Raw genomic sequence first — 15,023 nt, 5'->3', positions numbered from 1 at the left:
CTGAGCGCACAAACTGTCCCGTGGACGAGACTTTTCTCTGGAAGCCTCTGTGCAGAACGAAAATTGCATCGAGCGATCACTGTCGTTCTTCCATTAGGCTCGGTGCCCGCCCCGGCCTGGCGTCTGAACGCCAGCCATGTTCGACCGGACCACCGCCGAGGAGCACCATGGCCGAATCGAGCCGCCCCCAGCCGTACCAGCCCGGTGCGGTAAGCCTCTTCTTCGTCGCCAAGGCTGGCGTCTTCGCCGCCGGGTTCTGGATCTGGCTGCTGGTCCTGGTGCTCCGCACCGACTCCGTGACCGGCCAACACGTGCTGGCGGCCACCGGTGCGATCACCACCACGCTCGTCGGCGTGATGCTGGGCGCCCGGATGGCGTTGCAACACAACGCCGCCATCCGGCACGCGGAGATGAAGAAACTGCTTGTCGACATCTCCTGGAACGCCTTCGCGGCCGCCGGCAACGCCGAGAGCACGGGCAAGGTGGTGCCGTTCCCCACCGTCCCGGCCGACGGCGGATGGGCCGGTCAGCGGAGCGGTGGCGAGCGGGTGACGGTCCTCGACCGTGGCGCCGGCGAGCGCACCGGTGGCCGGGATCGCGGCGGCAACGGCGAACGGCGTCGTTAGGGCGTGTCGACTACGTCGTCGCCGGCTGCCGGTCGGTCGGCTGCCGGTCGGCGGCCAGCAGGGTCTCCAGCCGGGGTGTGACCCGCCACTGGTCCACCAGCTCGCGGTACTCCTCGCGCTGCGGTCCGGTCGCCTCGGCACCGGTGCGTCGGGCGCGGATCAGCAGGTTGCGGGGCGTGTGCTGGGAGTCCACGAACTCCACCACCTCGGTCCGGTAGCCGTGCACCCGCAGCAGTCCGGCCCGCAGCGCGTCGGTGAGCACGTCGGCGAAGCGCTCCCGCAGGATGCCCTGCCGGGTCAGCAGCTCGTACGGTGTCGGGGTCGGATGGGCGCGGAGCTGCTTGGCCAGGTCGTGGTGGCAGCACGGTGCGGCCAGCACCCAGCGGGCCCCCCAGCGCACCGCGCGGGCCAGCGCCTCGTCGGTGGCGGTGTCGCAGGCGTGCAGCGCCAGCACCAGGTCGGGGGCGGGGTCGACGACGGCGTCGGCGATCGTGCCGGCCACGAAGCTGATCCGGTCGGCCCAGCCCAACCGTTGCGCCAGCTCGGTGTTGCGCCGCCGCTGGTCCTCCCGGACGTCCACACCGACCAACTGCACGTCGAGCCCACGAGTCGTCAGGTAGCGGTACGCGGCGAACGTCAGGTAGGCGTTGCCGCAGCCCAGGTCGACCACCCGGAGCGGACCGGTCAGGTCGTCGGGCAGGGTCGCGGCCAGCGCGCGCAGGAACGCGTCCACCTGACGGCGCTTGGCCGCCGAGCCGCCGATCTCGGAAAAGATCGGGTCCCCGGGGTCGAGCAGGTACTCCTTCGCCCGATCATTTCCCGCGGGTGCCGCTGCCGGACGGGCGGCCGCGGCCCGGTGCACCTGCGCCTCACCGGACTTGGTCACCCGTAGTTGCAGCGTCGCCACGGTCGTCTCCACGTGCCAGTTGCCGAACGGCTCGGCCAGCAGTTCGTCGACCGCCGCAGCGGCCTCCGGGCCGGAGGCGAGGTTGCGGGTGTACGGGCGAGCACCGTCGGACGTGGTGATCTGCATGCGCGGCCCGGCCTTGAGCGTTACCGGCCGTAGTTCCGCCCGCTCGACGGTGGGACGGCGCCCGCGGCGGCGTCCGGCGGCAACCGCCCGGGTCAGCGCGGGGTCGAGCAGCAAGGCTCGAACCTCGGTCAGGGCGGCTTCCAGTGATTCCGGCATCGTTCCATTCCCGGCAGGTGGGGTGGGAGAAGGGAACATCCCCCGCACCGCGCGAGGCGGTGCGGGGGATGTCAGGTGTTGCTGGTGGTCAGTCGGCTGTCGCTTCGGCCGGCGTACCCGCATCGGAACCGCCACCACGGCGGCGCCGACGGCGGCGCGGCTTCGACGGCTCGCCGTCGGACGCGGCGGCTGGCTCGGTGGGGCCGGCGTCGGCGGTGATCACCGCGGTCGGCTCGCCCACGACCGCCTCGCCGGCCCGGCGGCGACGCCGACGGCGGGGGGTACGGGTGCCTTCCTCAGCCGCGTCGCCGACGGGCGCGTCGGCAACGGGCGCGTCGGCGACGGCCGGCGTGCCGGCGTCGGAGCGGTCCCGACGACCGTCTCCCCGACCACGGCGCTCGCCTCGCCCCTCACCACGGCTCTCGCCGCGTCGCGGGCTCCGGCCGCCACCGCTGTCGCCCCGGCGGGAGCGGGTCGTGCCACCCAGATCTTCTTCGATCTCGGCGGACAGCCCGGCCCGGGTGCGCTCGGCCGTCGGCAGGGTGCCGCTGACCTCGGTCGGGATGTGCAGGTCGGTGTAGAGGTGCGGCGACGTGTGGTACGTCTCCGGAGGCTCTGGCATCTCCAGACCGAGGGTCTTGTCGATGATCCGCCAGCGCGGCATGTCGTCCCAGTCGACGAAGGTCACCGCGACGCCCGTCGCGCCGGCCCGGCCGGTACGACCGATCCGGTGGGTGTAGGTGTCCTGGTCTTCCGGGCAGTCGTAGTTGATGACGTGGGTGACGCCTGTGACGTCCAGCCCGCGGGCCGCCACGTCGGTGGCGACCAGGATGTCGATCTTGCCGGCCCGGAAGGCGCGCAGTGCCCGCTCGCGAGCACCCTGGCCGAGGTCACCGTGCACCGCGGCGACCGCGAAGCCGCGGAAGTCGAGGTCCTCGGCGACCCGGTCGGCGGCCCGCTTGGTACGCGTGAAGATCATGGTCAGCCCACGCCCCTCCGCCTGGAGGATGCGCGCCACCACCTCGACCTTGTTCATCGAGTGGGTGCGGTAGACCAGCTGCTGGGTCTGCGGCGACGGACCGGTCTCGGCGGTGTGCCCGGCGTGGATCGTCATCGGCTGGCGCAGGAAACGCCGCGACAGGGTGACGATCGGGTCCGGCATGGTGGCCGAGAAGAGCATCGTCTGGCGGTCTTCCGGGAGCATCGCCAGGATCTTCTCGACGTCGTCGAGGAAGCCCAGGTCGAGCATCCGGTCGGCCTCGTCGAGGACGAGTGCGTGCACCCGGTCCAGTCGGAGGTGCTTCTGCTTCTGCAGGTCCATCAGCCGACCGGGGGTGCCGACCAGGATCTCGACGCCCTTGCGCAGCGCGTCGATCTGCGGCTCGTACGCCACGCCGCCGTAGATCGGCAGCACCCGGACGCCACGCGTCCGGCCGGCGGCGGCCAGGTCCTTGGCGACCTGGATGCCCAGCTCACGGGTGGGGACGACGACCAGCGCCTGGGGGACGCCGTCGCTGCCCTCGCCCGGGGCGAAGACCCGGTCCAGCAGCGGTACGCCGAAACCGAGGGTCTTGCCGGTGCCGGTGGGCGCCTGACCGATCAGGTCGACGCCGCGCAGCGCGATCGGGATCGCGTACTCCTGGATGGCGAAGGCGCGGGTGATGCCGGCCGAGGCCAGGGCCTCGACGGTCTCGGCGCGGGCGCCGAGGGCGGCGAACGTGGGGGCCTCCGGTCGGACCGGGGCGGTGGGGGCCAGTTCCTGGCCGTCCAGCAAATCTTGAGTCAGGTCGCTCATGTGGATGTGGGGGTGCCCTCTCGTGGGTGCGCCCGTCATGTCCTCAGGGCGCGTTCGGTATGACGCGGGCCACACGGTCGGCGGCAGATTGCCGAGCCGGACCGGGCCGCACGCGCGCCGCGGGCTGAGCTTCGATCAGATCGGCGCCCACGGCAACTGCTCCATGCTACCTGAACAGGCATGGCTTCGTCCCGATTCCCGGTCGGCCAGGCGACACGCGGGGGCAATGATTGTGACCTGCGTCATAGATGCGTCGGCGGGACGTACCCCGCGCGAGTCACCGACGCGGCGCGGGCGTCCGGGCCGGGGTCGTGCGACGTCATCCGAGAGAGGTGCGGCAAACCCGAACAGGTCGCCGCATCCAGTCAGGCCCGGCGCGGCACCGCGCGGCGGGTACGCCGGCCGGAACCGCCGAGCACCGATGCCGGCCCGCGGCAGGTGGCCCCACGCCTACCTGCCGCGATGGCCGGCCCGGTCAGCGGACGGTGAAACCGACCGCCCGGGACGACGCCTCGGCGATCTCGACGTAGGCGACCTTCTCGATCGGCACGATGACCCGTCGGCCCTTCTCGTCGGTCAGGGAGAGCGTGCCGCCGTTGCCAGCGAAGGCGTCGGTCACGATCTGCTCGATCTCGGCCGGCGACTGCGCGCTGTCTACTACCAGCTCACGCGGCGCGTACTGCACGCCGATCTTGACCTCCACTGTGCCTCCTCAACTGGGGCGAAAGAACCGCCCTGCGAAGGCTATCCGATCACGGGGTCGGCGGTCAGGCTGACTCACCTTGCAGCGGGAAGCTCGCGATGCCCCGCCAGGACAGCGCGGCCACCAACGCCTCGGCCTCGGCCTTCGGCACCTGCCGGCCGCCGGCCAGCCAGAACTGTGCGGCCGTCTCCGCCGCGCCGACCAGCCCGGAGGCGAGCAGCTCGGCGTGGGCCCGGCTCACCCCGGTGTCCGAGATGATGGTGTCGGTGATCGCCGCGATGCAGCCCTGTTCGACCCGCTCCACCCGCTGTCGCACCGCCGGGTCGTTGCGCAGGTCCGACTCGAAGACGAGGCGGAAGGCTTCGCTCTCGTGGTCGACGAAGTCGAAGTACGCGCGTACCGACGCGCCGACCCGCTCCTTGTTGTCGCTGGTGCCGCGCATCGCATCCTGCACCTGAGCGACGATGGCGTCACAGTGCGTGTCGAGCAGCGCCAGGTAGAGATCCATCTTTCCGGGAAAGTGTTGGTAGAGCACCGGCTTGGAGACCCCGGCCCGCTCGGCGATGTCGTCCATCGCGGCGGCGTGGTAGCCCTGCGCGACGAACACCTCCTGCGCCGCAGCGAGAAGCTGCTTACGGCGCGCGGAGCGGGGCAGGCGGGTGGGCCGGCCGGCGGTCTGTGCACCGTTCCCCGCAGCGGTCATGGGATCCTCCGAGTTCTCCGTACGAGCCGGCATTTTCCCCCCAGACCGGGCGAAGCCCGTGACCCCCGTCGTGGAAATGGCCCGCCGCTGTAACTTATCGCCACTCTCGGCACACGGTAGCCTCAGCGGGGGCGACCAAGGAGCGCGCGGTGAGTGAAACAGGGCAACCCGGAGCCGCCACCCCGGGAGAGCACGGTGACGGAACGGGTCAGCACGACGACCCGGGCCGTCCCGTCAGCGGGTGGGCGCCAGCGACGGGCGGGTGGTCCCGAGCCGCCGATCGCGAGGATGCCCGGGACGAGGCGCCGCGCTGGCAATCCGATCCCGCCGCTGGCTGGCGCGCCTCGTCCAGCCGACACGGCGACCTGCCAGCGCCCCTGGTGGGGCTGCCGGGTGACCTCGATCCGCCGACCCGCGCCAACGGCCACCACGCCAATGGCGTGCACCATCCGGACGACGCCAACGGCGTCCACCCTCCCGGTCTCGAACCACCCGCCGGCCGCCCCGCGCCGGTGAGCGCTCCGCCGGGGTTGCCCGACGAGGGTCGGCCCGAGGCGACCGGCGACCGGCTGGTGGTGCCCGCCCAACGCCCCGCTCCGCCACGGGAGCAGGGTGCCGGCGAGCCCGACAAGGGCACCGCCGCACGCTCCACCGTCGATCCGGCCGCCGCGCACCGGGCTCGCTGGGCCGAGCCCGGCCTGCCGACCTCCGCGCCGCCGGCCGTCCAGGTGCCGCCCGTCGGCACCGCCGCGTCGGGTTTCGAGGTGCCGCCCGGCTTCCGCGCGCCGACCAGCGAGCGGCTGGCCGCCGACGAACCGGCCGCGCCACGAGACTGGCGGGACCCGCTCGCACCCGGGCGGCAGGCAGCGCCGGGGCCGGCCGGGCACGCCGACGCGGCCGAGCCGGGTCGGACCGCTGGCGTCCCCCGACCAGGCGAAACACACCGAGCCGGCGAGTCGCCGGCCATCGAGCCGGACTGGTCCGGACCGAACTGGAACCGTCCGAGCTCCGGCGGCGGATGGGCTCCGCCCTGGTCCCGCTCCGACGACGAGCCGGCCGCTCCCAAGGCCCGGGACGAGCCCGCGCCGAGTTGGGTCGCCGAGCCGCACCTGCCGTACGAGCCGCTGCGCGCCGAGTCGCCCCGCCCGTACGAGCCGGTGCGTGCCGATCCGCCCCGCGCGTACGACGTCCCCGGCGGTGGGTCCGGGTCCGACGCCGCGCCGGCGCACCCCAGCGGGCAGAGCACCCCGCCGCCGTCCGAGCGCCCGTCCTGGGTCGCACCGCCCACCGTTCCGCCCCGGGCTGTCGACGCGGACGCGTCCCCCACCAGCGGACCACCGGTGTCGTCAGGCATGGCACCACCGGTCGTCGATCGCCTCTCCTGGGCCGACGGTCCCACGCCGACCAGCGGTCCGCCCGCCGATCGCCCCTCCTGGGCGGGGTCCGGCGCACCTCGCACGGACCGCCCGTCCTGGGCCGGCGGCTCCGACCCCGCGCCCACCAGCCCGGCGCCGGCGCGGCCGTCCTGGGCTGGCGGCTCCGAGGCGGCGACGAGCGTCCCGCCGGTACGGCCGTCCTGGGCTGGCGGCTCCGAGGCGGCGACGAGCGTCCCGCCGGTACGGCCGTCCTGGGCTGGCGGGTCCGACCCCGCGCCCAGCAGCCCGACGTCAGCGCGGCCGTCCTGGGCCGGAGAGGCCGATCCGACACCGCCCAGCGCCCCGCCGACGCGGCCGTCCTGGGCCTCCGGAGCCGTGCCGGCCGACGCGCCACCTCCGGCCCCGGCCGGGCCGCCTCCCACGCTTACCGACCCACCCCCGGCCCCGGCAGGCCCGCCCCTGGTGGCGGAGCGTCCCTCCTGGGTCGGCGGTTCGCCGACGGCGAGCAGTTCCCCGACCGAGCGGCCGGACTGGTCCGAGGGCCGGATCCCCGCCACCCCCGCCGAGCGCCCGTCCTGGCCAGCCAGCCATTCGCCAAGCGCTGCCGGCGGCGGCGAGGTGGGCGAGACGTCCCGCCCGCCACGGCCCGAGCCCCGGCCGGTCGCGCCGTTCCGGCTCCGGCCGGCGGCACCCGAACCGCCCGGGCCGTCTCCCGTCGAGCCACCCCGGGCGAACGCCCCGTCGGCCGCCGACACCACGTCGGCCTCCACCAGCGCGGCTCCGCCCTCCGCCACGAGCGGGGCCGAGCGCCGTGACCGGTCCCCAGCCGTTCCCACCTCGCCCTACGCGGCTCGCCGATCCGCCCCCGACCCGACGTCGTCGACCGAGCCGGCCGACAACGGCCGGCAACCAGACCCGAGGGCGGTGGTGCTGCCGCAGCGCGTCCCCGCGGAACCGGACGTGCCCGTCGTGCCGGAGCCGCCAGCCGTGGAGCCACCCGCCGAAACCCCGGAGGTCGCCCGCATCGCCACCCACCTTCGCCGTGACGACGAACCAGCCCCACTCCGGGAGCGCCCCGAGGGGTTTGACGTCAACGCCATCCTGGACGCCGTTCGGGAGGTCGCCGGTGTCCGCGACGCGGCGCTGCGCCGTACCCCGGCCGGGGCGCACAGCCTGCGCCTGGACCTGGCCGACGGTGCCGATCCGGCCGAGGTGAGCCGACAGGTGGCCCGGCTGCTCCAGGAACGGATGGGACTGGCCGCCGCCCCGCAGAACGTGCCCGGCGTGCCCAGTACGCCACCCCCGCCGGTTCGCCGACGTCTGGCCGAACCGCGACCTGCCGAACGGCGTACGGCGGAACCCCCCGGCGCGGCCCCGCGCGACGCAGGTCCGGACGCCCGTACCGGTGAGGTCCGGGTGGCCGAGACGACCGCACCGCAACGTCCGTCGGGCGCCTCGGGAGAGGCCACACCGGCAGGCCCGGAGCAGTGGACCGGTACGGACACCTCGCGCCGCCGCCGGCCGAACGCGCCGCACCGGGGTCGCGCCACCGTCGAGGAGCCCGGATCGGTCTCGGCCGCGCCGGCCGGTGCCGCGACCGGCAGCCCGGCCACGCTCGGCACGTCGTACTCCGGTGGTCAGGTGACCACGACGGAGTCGGCGCCGTCCCGACCGCTGGACACCGGCGGCGTGCCGGGGCCGCGGGTGGTGATCGACCACGTGCAGGTGAGCACGTTCGGCCTGGACGCGAACGTGGAGGTCCGGCTGCTGGCCGACGACGACAGCGCCTCCGGGTACGCCACCGGGCCGGCGGTGGACGGCTACGTGCTGCGGCTCTGCGCGGTGGCGGCTGCCGCCGCGGTGGACGAGTTGCTGCGGGGCACCGACAACGCCGAGCGGGGGCGCTGCTTCGTCGAGCACGCGGCGGTGGTGCCGTTCGGCAACTGCGAGGTGGCCACGGTCGTGGTGCTGCTCGTCTGTGCGGGCTGGGTCGAGCAGCTGGCCGGCTCGGCGCTGGTCGCCGGTGATCCCCGGCAGGCGGTGGTCCGGGCGACGTTGGCGGCGGTGAACCGTCGACTGGAGGCGCTGCTGTCCTGAGTGGTCCGAGGCAGACTGGACCGATGAGACGCGCCACCCTCTGGCCCGACCATCTGCTCCCCGATCATCACGTTCCACCGCCCTGGCCGGGCCGGGAGGTCCGCCTCGACGGCCGGGTCACGTACGTGCGGGACACCCCGGCCACCGCCGCCGGAGCGGAACCGGCGCTGTACGTGCACGGGCTGGGCGGGTCGTCCCAGAACTGGACCGACCTGGCCGGGCTGCTCGCCGACCGGCTGGACGGTCAGGCCATCGACCTGCCCGGCTTCGGCCGCAGTGAGCCGGGTCCCCGCTACACCATCCCGGCCTTCGCGGATCTGGTCGTCCGCTGGATCGAGCACTCCGGTCGCGGCCCGGTGCACCTGTTCGGCAACTCGCTGGGCGGCGCGGTCGCGGTTCAGGTCGCCGGGCTCCGGCCGGACCTGGTACGTACCCTCACCCTGATCTCCCCGGCCCTGCCGTTTCTGGACTTCCGCCGCTCGTTGCAGGGGCGGATGCTGCCGGTGCTCGCCATCCCGCGGGGCGAACGGCTGGTCGCCCGGCACCTCACCCAGCTCGCTCCCGAGGTGATGGCCCAGCAGGTGCTGGAGGCGTGCGTCGCCGACCTGAGCCGGATCTGCGACCAGCGTCGGGCCGAGGCGTTGGAGGAGATCCGGGTGCGGTACGAGGCGGAGCACTACGCCGCCGCGTACGTCCGGACGTTCCGCGGACTGGTCTCCAGCTTCCTGCGGGCGTACCTGCCGGGGTCGGGTTCGCTGTGGCGTCTCGCCGAGGCGGTACGCGCACCGACCCTGGTGGTGGGTGGCCGTCAGGACCGCCTGGTCGACGTGCGGGTCGCGCCGCAGACCGCCCGGGTCATCCGGGACAGCCGGTTGATGATGCTCGACGGCGTCGGTCACGTGGCGCAGTTGGAGGTGCCCCGCCTGGTTGCCCGGGCGGTGGTCGGCCTGCTCGCCGAAACGGAGGACACCGCGGGGCGGCCTGATCTGGCAGGCTGACCTGGATGCCCAGCTCAGCCCACCTCCCCGGTCGCCGTCAGCGACGCCTCGCGCTGCTCGCCCAACTGGTGGCGGTGGTGTTGGCGGTCGGCGCGGCGGTGACCGTGATCGCCGAGGGGCCGGGTGGGCATCCGCGCGCCGGTCGGCTGGCCGCCGACGAGGTCGTCACTCTGCCGCCGCTGGTGGCCGCGCCGCTGCCGCCGTCGGTCGACCCGTCGCCCTCCGCCGCTGTCGCGTCGAGTCCGTCCCCGGTGCTGCGGGCGCCCGGCGCGGTCCCGAGCGCCGGCACCGGGAGGTTCGGCTACGACGCCCGTTCCGGCCCGGTGCTGGGTCGCGCGGGTGAGCTGCGGCGGTACCGGGTCGCGGTGGAGTCGGGCAGCGACGAGACCGCCGGGGACTTCGCGCAGGCGGTTCAGGTGGCGCTCGCCGGGCCGGGCAGCTGGGTCGACAGCGGCAGGCTACGGATGCAGCAGGTCCCGGGGGACGCGCCTCGCGACTTCACCATCTACCTGGCCACCGCCCGCACGGCGGGTCGGATGTGTGCCGACGGCGGGGTGGACATCCGGATCGGGGGTCGGCCGTACACGTCCTGCCGGGCACCCGGCCAGGTGATCATCAATCTGGATCGGTGGCGGCTGTCCGTGCCGCACTTCGTGTCGGCCCGCGTGCCGCTGGACGTCTACCGGACGTACGTGGTCAACCACGAGGTCGGTCACCAGTTGGGGCACCGGCACGAGCGCTGCCCGGGTGCGGGTCGGCCAGCGCCGGTGATGATGCAGCAGACGCTCTTCCTCAACGGGTGCCGGGTCAACCCGTGGCCGTACCTCGACGGACGCCGCTACGCCGGCCCCGCCCTCTGAGTGAGCGGCCGACCGACGTACACCATCAGGCGTCTTGCGTGAATAGCGGCAAAAACGGAGATATGCCCGAATAATCTGGCAGGCTCAACGTCATGACGCCGTCGTCCCCTTACGGCCCGCCCTCGTCGCCGCCCGACCGGCCCGGCCGGTCGGCGTACGAAGGCGCACGTCCCACGCTCACCCGGATGCGCCGGCGACGTCGCCGCACCCTGCTGCTCGGGATGCTCGCACTCGTGCTCGCCGGCGGCATCGGCACGACACTCGACCGGGGCGACGAACGGCCGGCCGACACTCCCACCAACACCCAGGGCGAGATGGGCCACGGGGGTGGGGCACCCGTGCACCCGGCGCCCACCAGCTACCCCTCGGTCGGAGCCGGACGCTTCACGGCGGCCGACGGTGCGACACCGGTGCACGGCACGGACGGGCCGCTGCGCCGTTACCGGGTCGTGGTCGAACGCGGCACCGGCCAGGACGCCGCCGCGTTCGCCGCCAAGGTGGACGAGGTGCTGGCGGACCCGCGCAGTTGGATCGCCTCCGACGAGTTGCGGGTGCAGCGGGTGGCCGACGCCGGGGCGGCGGACTTCACCATCTACCTCGCCACCCCGGTCACGTCGGAGCGGATGTGCGCCGAGGGCGGGTTGACCACCGAGCGTTACACCTCCTGCCGCCTGCCCGGCCAGGTCATCATCAACCTGGCGCGCTGGATGGAGGCGGTCCCCGACTACGGCGCTCCGCTGGACACCTACCGCACCTACGTGATCAACCACGAGGTGGGCCACGAGTTCGGCGAGGAGCACGAGGCCTGCCCCGGCCCGGGGGAGCCCGCGCCGGTGATGCAGCAGCAGACGTACGGCCTGCACGGCTGCGTCGCGAACGCCTGGCCCTACCTCGACGGCCGTCGCTACGCGGGTGACATCGTCCCCTGATCGGCCGGGTCGTCGGTTATTCCCGCTCCCGCATCGCGGACCAGTGTCGTCCCTCATGGCCGAGCGGGGCTCCCGCGAGCAACAATGGCGCGGTTCACACCGCCGATCCCGGGGAGTCCACCGTGTCGTTGCCCCCGCTCGTCGAGCCCGCCGCCGAGCTGACAGTTGACGAGATCCGCCGCTACTCACGCCACCTGATCATCCCGGACGTCGGGGTGACCGGGCAGAAGCGGCTGAAGAACGCCCGGGTGCTCTGTGTCGGCGCTGGTGGCCTCGGGTCGCCCGCCCTCATGTACCTCGCCGCGGCCGGGGTCGGCACGCTCGGCATCATCGACTTCGACACCGTCGACGAGTCCAACCTCCAGCGTCAGATCATCCACGGCGTGTCCGACATCGGCCGGTCCAAGGCCGAGTCCGCCGCCGCGTCGATCCGCGAGATCAACCCCCTGGTCCAGGTGGAGATCCACAACACCGCGCTGGACCGGGAGAACGTCCGGGAGATCTTCGCCCAGTACGACCTGATCGTCGACGGCACCGACAACTTCGCCACCCGTTACATGGTCAACGACGCGGCCGTGCTGCTCGGCAAGCCGTACGTTTGGGGCTCGATCTACCGCTTCGACGGCCAGGCGTCGGTGTTCTGGGCCGAGCACGGCCCGTGCTACCGCTGCCTCTACCCGGAGCCGCCGCCGCCCGGCATGGTCCCCTCCTGCGCCGAGGGTGGCGTGCTCGGCGTGCTCTGCGCGTCGATCGGCTCCATCCAGGTGAACGAGGCGATCAAGCTGCTGACCGGTATCGGTGAGCCGCTGGTCGGTCGCCTGATGGTCTACGACGCCCTGGAGATGGAATACCGCAAGATCAAGGTCCGGAAGGACCCGAACTGCGCGCTCTGCGGCGACAACCCGACGGTCACCGACCTGCTGGAAGACTACGAGGACTTCTGCGGCGCGGTCTCCGAGGAGGCCCAGGAGGCGACGCTCGACGCGACGATCACCGCGCTGGAGCTCAAGGAGTGGCAGGACGCCGGCAAGGACATCTTCCTGGTCGACGTACGGGAGCCCGCCGAGTACGAGATCGTCCGCATCCCGGGTGCCACCCTGATCCCCAAGGGCGACATCATCTCCGGCGAGGCGCTGGCGAAGCTCCCGCAGGACAAGCAGATCGTGCTGCACTGCAAGTCCGGCGTCCGTTCCGCCGAGGCGCTCGCCGCGCTCAAGGCGGCCGGTTTCCGCGACGCCGTGCACGTCCAGGGCGGTGTGCTCTCCTGGATCAAGCAGATCGATCCGTCGCTGCCCGCGTACTGAGCGACGACCGGGGCCGGCGGCGGGCCACTCACCCGCCCCGGCCTCGGCCGATTCTCCGAGGCGCGACGACCTTTACGCAGGTAGCGTGACCGCCGTGGTGGATATGGACGCCGCTATCGGCTTCGTCGTGGCGCACGGGGACGCGGTCGACCGCGCGCGTCTCTCCCGGCTGCGCACCGGTGCCGGTGTGCCGGACGCGGTGCTCGACGCCGCCGAGGCCGGGCAGACGCCCGACGGCGGCTGGCCCGCCATCCTCGACGGCGCGGTCGGGTCCGTCGACGCGACCTGCTTCCGCCTGGCCGAGCTGGACGACCTCGGTGCCCTCGGCCGCCCGGCGGCCCGGCACGCGCTGGACTGGCTCGCCGCCTCCCAGTTGCCCGACGGCGGCTGGGACGAGGACCCGTCGCTGGCCGACCTCGCCCCGGAGTGGGCGCGGCCCGGCGACCCGGAGGCCCGTCTCTACCTCACCGCCAACGCCGCCTTCTGGCTCAGCGTGGGCGGGCTGGACGCCCGGTCCGCCGGGCCGCTGGACCACCGGGTCGGCGGGTCGTACGCCCGGGTGGTGCAGGCCGCCGCGCAGGCGCTCGCCGCGCAGCTCGCCCCGGACGGCCGTTGGCCCTCCTTCGTGCCGGCCGGTTGGCTCAGCGCGGCCGTGCTGCACCGGCAGGAGATGTACTACGAGTCCGCGTTGATCCAGTCGGTGCTCGCCGAGCGGATCCCGCAGCTGTCCCCGGCGGACGTGGCCTGGCTGGCCGGGACACTGCGCCGGGTCGACATGGGCGAGGAGCACTGGTTGCTGGTCGCGGCCCGTGAGCGGCTCACCAGGACCCAGCGCAGCGACGGCGGCTGGGACAGCGACGACGGTCACCAGTTCGACGTGCACACCACACTGCGGGCGATCCGGGCCTGCCGGGCGGTCGCGCCGACCGGCTGATCACCTGCGGCGTCGGTCAGGACGACAGGCCGGCGGTGATCAGCAGACGTCGCCAGTTGTCGGCGTACTCGCCGGCCTGCCTGCCCCTGGTGAGCCGCCGGTCGCGGATGCCGGGGCCGAGGACGGTCGCGACCAGGTCGGGGTAGCCCGGACCGAACACCCGCTCGTTGCAGAACGTGGCGAGGTCGGGAGCGAGGACGGTCAGCCGCGCAGGTGCCCGTCTCCGGTGACCACGTACTTCGTCGAGGTCAGCTCGGGCAGGCCCATCGGGCCGCGGGCGTGCAGTTTCTGGGTGGAGATGCCGATCTCCGCGCCGAAGCCGAACTCGCCGCCGTCGGTGAAGCGGGTGGACGCGTTCACCATCACCGCGGCCGAGTCCACCCGCGCGACGAATTCGCGGGCCGCGCTCGCCGAGTCGGTGAGGATCGCCTCGGTGTGCCCGGTGCCGTAGCGGCGGATGTGCGCGACGGCCGCGTCCAGCGACTCGACCACCGCGACCGCGATGTCGGCGGACAGGTATTCGGTGGCGAAGTCCTCCTCGGTGGCGGGGACCACTGCGGCGGAGTACGCGGCCACCTCGGGGGAGCCGTGCACGGTCACCCCGGCCTCGGCGAGAGCGGCCAGCATCGGCGGCAGGAACGCGTCGGCGACGCTGGCGTGCACCAGCAGCGACTCGGCGGTGTTGCAGGTGGACAGGCGCTGCGTCTTGGAGTTCAAGGTCACCGCGACGGCCCGCGAGATGTCGGCGGCGGCGTCCACGTAGACGTGGCAGTTACCCACCCCGGTCTCGATCACCGGCACCGTCGACTCCTCGACGACGGTGCGGATCAGCGACGCGCCACCGCGCGGGATGAGCACGTCGACGAGCCCTCGGGCGCGCATCAGCTCCTTGACCGAGTCGCGGGAGCTGGCGTCGAGCAACTGCACCGCGTCGGCCGGGAGCCCGGCGCCGCCGACCGCGTCGCGCAGCACCGCGACCAGCGCCGCGTTGGAGTGCGCGGCCGAGGACGACCCGCGCAGCAGGGCCGCGTTGCCAGACTTCAGGCAGATCCCGGCGGCGTCCACCGTCACGTTCGGCCGCGCCTCGTAGATGATGCCGACCACCCCGAACGGCACCCGGACCTGGCGCAGCTCCAGGCCGTTGGGCAGGGTGGACCCGCGCACCACCTCACCGACCGGGTCGGGCAGCGCGGCCATCTCACGTAGCGCGTCGGCGATGCCGGTCACCCGACCCGCGTCGAGCGCGAGCCGGTCCAGCACGGCCGCGCTCAGCCCGGCCTCCCGGCCGGCCGCCAGGTCCGTCTCGTTCGCGGTCAGGATCTCCGGGGTACGCACCACGAGCGCGTCGGCCATCGCCACCAGGGCGGCGTCCTTGACCGTACGCGTGGCCACCGCCAACTCGGCGGCGGCGTCCCTCGCCCGTCGCGCCTGCTCGACGACACTCATGCCACCACTCCGCTGCGCTCCGTGCCGCCCTGAGTCACCAACGCCCTGCGTCGATGATTCGCT

General features: G+C 73.6%; 12 protein-coding genes and 1 pseudogene. 7 read left to right on the top strand and 6 right to left on the bottom strand.

Features of this window, described 5'->3' with window-relative positions; translation table 11 throughout:
• Window positions 1-167: 167 nt before the first annotated feature.
• Entirely contained in the window at window positions 168-626 is a 459-nt protein-coding gene (locus AB0C25_RS06610) for a hypothetical protein (protein ID WP_357370307.1), read from the top strand.
• Between the two features lie 10 nt (window positions 627-636).
• On the opposite strand, the gene AB0C25_RS06605 is transcribed toward AB0C25_RS06610, so the two are convergent.
• The 4 genes from AB0C25_RS06605 to AB0C25_RS06590 form a co-directional block, all read right to left on the bottom strand.
• The gene (locus AB0C25_RS06605) at window positions 637-1,815 is read right to left on the bottom strand and encodes an SAM-dependent methyltransferase (protein WP_357370305.1); all 1,179 of its coding nucleotides are present in this window, start codon (window positions 1,813-1,815) and stop codon (window positions 637-639) included.
• Between the two features lie 88 nt (window positions 1,816-1,903).
• Window positions 1,904-3,610 carry a DEAD/DEAH box helicase gene (locus AB0C25_RS06600; RefSeq protein WP_357370303.1) on the bottom strand — a complete coding sequence of 569 codons (1,707 nt, stop codon included), beginning with the start codon at window positions 3,608-3,610 and terminating at the stop codon, window positions 1,904-1,906.
• 475 nt (window positions 3,611-4,085) lie between these two features.
• Window positions 4,086-4,313, bottom strand: coding sequence for a DUF3107 domain-containing protein (locus AB0C25_RS06595; RefSeq protein WP_124822399.1), 228 nt, complete (start codon window positions 4,311-4,313; stop codon window positions 4,086-4,088).
• A 64-nt stretch (window positions 4,314-4,377) separates the two neighbouring features.
• Window positions 4,378-5,016: a TetR/AcrR family transcriptional regulator gene (locus tag AB0C25_RS06590; RefSeq protein ID WP_110563158.1), complete on the bottom strand. Its 639-nt coding sequence runs from the start codon at window positions 5,014-5,016 to the stop codon at window positions 4,378-4,380.
• 1,352 nt (window positions 5,017-6,368) lie between these two features.
• Here AB0C25_RS06590 and AB0C25_RS06585 point away from each other — a divergent pair.
• The 6 genes and pseudogenes from AB0C25_RS06585 to AB0C25_RS06560 all read left to right on the top strand — a co-directional run bounded on the left by AB0C25_RS06585 (window position 6,369) and on the right by AB0C25_RS06560 (window position 13,514).
• Window positions 6,369-8,489, top strand: a complete 2,121-nt coding sequence (locus AB0C25_RS06585; protein WP_357371044.1) for a hypothetical protein — start codon at window positions 6,369-6,371, stop codon at window positions 8,487-8,489.
• Between the two features lie 23 nt (window positions 8,490-8,512).
• On the top strand, window positions 8,513-9,487 hold the full coding sequence (locus AB0C25_RS06580; protein WP_357370301.1) for an alpha/beta hydrolase: 975 nt from the start codon (window positions 8,513-8,515) through the stop codon (window positions 9,485-9,487).
• Window positions 9,488-9,492: 5 nt separating this feature from the next.
• On the top strand, window positions 9,493-10,347 hold the full coding sequence (locus AB0C25_RS06575) for a DUF3152 domain-containing protein (RefSeq protein WP_357370299.1): 855 nt from the start codon (window positions 9,493-9,495) through the stop codon (window positions 10,345-10,347).
• Window positions 10,348-10,439: 92 nt separating this feature from the next.
• Complete coding sequence (locus AB0C25_RS06570; RefSeq protein WP_357370297.1) at window positions 10,440-11,276, top strand: DUF3152 domain-containing protein; 837 nt, start codon at window positions 10,440-10,442, stop codon at window positions 11,274-11,276.
• 55 nt (window positions 11,277-11,331) lie between these two features.
• Window positions 11,332-12,580 (top strand): annotated as a pseudogene (gene moeZ / locus AB0C25_RS06565) (adenylyltransferase/sulfurtransferase MoeZ).
• Window positions 12,581-12,665: 85 nt separating this feature from the next.
• Entirely contained in the window at window positions 12,666-13,514 is an 849-nt protein-coding gene (locus tag AB0C25_RS06560) for a squalene--hopene cyclase (protein WP_357370295.1), read from the top strand.
• A gap of 16 nt (window positions 13,515-13,530) precedes the next feature.
• Here the strand turns inward: AB0C25_RS06560 and AB0C25_RS06555 are convergent, their stop codons facing one another.
• A complete protein-coding gene (locus tag AB0C25_RS06555) occupies window positions 13,531-13,674 on the bottom strand; it encodes a hypothetical protein (protein ID WP_357370293.1) in 144 nt (47 codons plus the stop codon).
• Between the two features lie 41 nt (window positions 13,675-13,715).
• Window positions 13,716-14,960: a glutamate-5-semialdehyde dehydrogenase gene (locus tag AB0C25_RS06550; RefSeq protein WP_357370291.1), complete on the bottom strand. Its 1,245-nt coding sequence runs from the start codon at window positions 14,958-14,960 to the stop codon at window positions 13,716-13,718.
• Window positions 14,961-15,023: the final 63 nt, after the last annotated feature.

Origin of the sequence: Micromonospora sp. NPDC048839 (assembly GCF_040649915.1) — a bacterium.
Lineage (GTDB): Bacteria > Actinomycetota > Actinomycetes > Mycobacteriales > Micromonosporaceae > Micromonospora.
Note: the sequence above shows the minus strand (reverse complement) of the source record. Positions and strands in the feature narration are given on the sequence as shown.

Bases quoted from the DNA above. Each gene is read 5' to 3' on its own strand.
- AB0C25_RS06610 (WP_357370307.1), top strand. From the start codon at position 168: ATGGCCGAATCGAGCCGCCCCCAGCCGTACCAGCCCGGTGCGGTAAGC.
- AB0C25_RS06605 (WP_357370305.1), bottom strand. From the start codon at position 1,815: ATGCCGGAATCACTGGAAGCCGCCCTGACCGAGGTTCGAGCCTTGCTG.
- AB0C25_RS06600 (WP_357370303.1), bottom strand. From the start codon at position 3,610: ATGAGCGACCTGACTCAAGATTTGCTGGACGGCCAGGAACTGGCCCCC.
- AB0C25_RS06590 (WP_110563158.1), bottom strand. From the start codon at position 5,016: ATGACCGCTGCGGGGAACGGTGCACAGACCGCCGGCCGGCCCACCCGC.
- AB0C25_RS06585 (WP_357371044.1), top strand. From the start codon at position 6,369: ATGGCACCACCGGTCGTCGATCGCCTCTCCTGGGCCGACGGTCCCACG.
- AB0C25_RS06580 (WP_357370301.1), top strand. From the start codon at position 8,513: ATGAGACGCGCCACCCTCTGGCCCGACCATCTGCTCCCCGATCATCAC.
- AB0C25_RS06575 (WP_357370299.1), top strand. From the start codon at position 9,493: ATGCCCAGCTCAGCCCACCTCCCCGGTCGCCGTCAGCGACGCCTCGCG.
- AB0C25_RS06570 (WP_357370297.1), top strand. From the start codon at position 10,440: ATGACGCCGTCGTCCCCTTACGGCCCGCCCTCGTCGCCGCCCGACCGG.
- AB0C25_RS06550 (WP_357370291.1), bottom strand. From the start codon at position 14,960: ATGAGTGTCGTCGAGCAGGCGCGACGGGCGAGGGACGCCGCCGCCGAG.